The sequence below is a fragment of the Pseudomonas sp. KK4 genome (assembly GCF_001984065.1).
Lineage (GTDB): Bacteria > Pseudomonadota > Gammaproteobacteria > Pseudomonadales > Pseudomonadaceae > Aquipseudomonas.
Window position 1 is genome coordinate 1 of the sequence record NZ_LYVP01000230.1, and the last position, 2,387, is coordinate 2,387.

Sequence of the window (2,387 nt, forward strand, 5' to 3'; positions counted from 1 at the left end):
TGTATACATTGAGATACACACCTGTGGGAGCGGGCTTGCTCGCGAAAGCGCCGGGTCAGGCGACACCCCTGCTGAATGTGCCGCCGTCTTCGCGAGCAAGCCCGCTCCCACAAGGGGGCCGGTGTCAGTCACGGGGCTTTCGTCGACTCGGGTAACTGCGCACAGACGACGATCTAAACTTATTTCACTCAGGACGCCGTCCTGTTCATTCCCCACGACCACCGCCCAGGGGCGCATGCCTCGACCCACACTGCCTCTGGACCCTGATCCTGCAACAGGAGCACACGTGATGGACGAGGCCAGACTCAATGATTTCATGGGCAAGTTGGTCAACGACATGGGCGGCGCGGCGATGCTGGCCAATGTCATTCTCGGCGAAGAGCTCGGCCTGTACCGGGCCATGGCCGACAGCCAGTTGACCAGCCCCGAAGCACTCGCGGCCAGAACCGGCTGCAACCCCCGACTGGTACGCGAATGGCTCAGCGCCCATGCCGCCGCCGGCTACATGGAACACCGTGACGGCCAGTTTCGCCTGCCCGAAGAAGAGGCCCTGGCCCTGGCCATCGAGGACTCGCCGGTGTACGTAGCTGGCGGTGTCGGGGTCGTCGCGTCGTTTTTCCATGACAAGGACAAACTGGTCAACGCCATGCGCGGCGACGGCGCCCTGCCCTGGGGCGATCACCACCCGTGCATGTTCAGCGGCACCGAACGCTTCTTCCGCCCCGGGTACAAGGCGCACCTGATCGCCGAATGGCTGCCGGCCCTCGATGGCGTATTGGCCAAACTGGAGGCCGGGGCCAAGGTGGCGGACATTGGCTGCGGCCACGGTGCCTCCACCGTGATCATGGCCCAGGCCTTTCCCGAATCGCGGTTCGTCGGTTTCGACTACCACGCGCCCTCCATCACGGTTGCCACCCAGCGAGCCGAAGAAGGTGGCGTGTCCGGCCGGGCGACGTTTTTCCAGGGCACGGCAAAAAGCTACCCCGGCGATGACTATGACCTGATCTGTTATTTCGACTGCCTGCACGACATGGGCGACCCGGTGGGCGCGGCGAAACACGCCTACGCGTCGTTGAAGCCGGACGGCACGGTGTTGCTGGTGGAACCGTTCGCCCATGATTCGCTGGACGACAACATCACGCCGGTAGGCCGGCTGTTCTATGCCGCGTCGACTTTTATCTGCACGCCCAACTCACTGTCCCAGGAGGTTGGATTGGGGCTGGGTGCCCAGGCGGGCGAGGCGCGCTTGCGCAAGGTGTTTATCGAGGCAGGATTCTCGTGTTTCCGGCGGGCTACCGAGACACCGTTCAACCTGATTCTGGAAGCCCGCAAGTAACACGTTCCCAGTAGGAGCGAGCTTGCTCGCGATGGCAGACAAAACACCGCGGGGCATCAGGCAGCCAGTGTTATCGTTAACGTCCATCGCGAGCATGCTCGCCCCTACAGTGTGTATTCAGGTGACCCGGAGTATTGAACATGCTCGACAGCCAGACCCACGAACAACTCGACCGCCTCCAGCAACTGATGGCCGATGAGCCGTTCGTGGTCCTGACCGGTGCCGGGATCAGCACGCCGTCGGGCATTCCCGACTATCGCGACAACCAGGGCGTGCGCCGCGGCCGGCAGCCGATGATGTATCAGGAGTTTCTCTCGGCACCGGAATCCCGCCGCCGCTACTGGGCCCGGGCGATGCTCGGCTGGCCGCGGGTGCGCCAGGCGCTGCCGAATGTGGCCCACGACACCCTCGCCCGCTTGCAGAGCACTCGGCAGATCAGCGGCCTGATCACGCAGAATGTCGACACCTTGCACGACCAGGCCGGCAGCCATGACGTGATCGAACTGCACGGCAGCCTGCACCGGGTGCTGTGCCTGGACTGCGGCCGGCGCAGCCAGCGCGACTCGATCCAGCGCTTGATGGAAGCGCAAAACCCGTACCTGGCTGGCGTGGACGCCGTGCAGGCGCCGGACGGCGATACGCTGCTCGATGCGGCCTTCGAAGCGCGCTTCCAGGTGCCGCACTGCCCGCATTGCACGGGCCAGCGGATGAAACCGGACGTGGTGTTCTTCGGCGAGAACGTCGCCCAGGACACCGCCGCCAAAGCCATGGCCGCGGTGGAAAAGGCTGCGGGGCTGCTGGTGGTCGGCTCGTCGCTGATGGCGTATTCGGCGTTCCGCCTGTGCCGGGCGGTGGTGGATCAGGGCAAGCCGTTGCTGGCGATCAACCTGGGCAAGACCCGCGCCGATGACCTCCTCGACCTGAAAATAGAAGCCTCTTGCGAGCAACTGTTGCCATTGCTGGCTCAAAGGTTGTCCACTTAGCCTCAATGTGGGAGCGGGCTTGCTCGCGAATGCGGTGGGTCAGTCGACACTATTGCTGGATGACCCAC

2 protein-coding genes are annotated in these 2,387 nt (G+C 64.1%); both read left to right on the plus strand.

Features of this window, described 5'->3' with window-relative positions; genetic code table 11:
• Positions 1–289 precede the first annotated feature (289 nt).
• Positions 290–1,336, plus strand: a complete 1,047-nt coding sequence (locus B0W55_RS29175) for a class I SAM-dependent methyltransferase (RefSeq protein ID WP_077049356.1) — start codon at positions 290–292, stop codon at positions 1,334–1,336.
• A 140-nt stretch (positions 1,337–1,476) separates the two neighbouring features.
• A complete protein-coding gene (locus tag B0W55_RS29180; RefSeq protein ID WP_077049357.1) occupies positions 1,477–2,319 on the plus strand; it encodes an NAD-dependent protein deacetylase in 843 nt (280 codons plus the stop codon).
• Positions 2,320–2,387 lie beyond the last annotated feature (68 nt).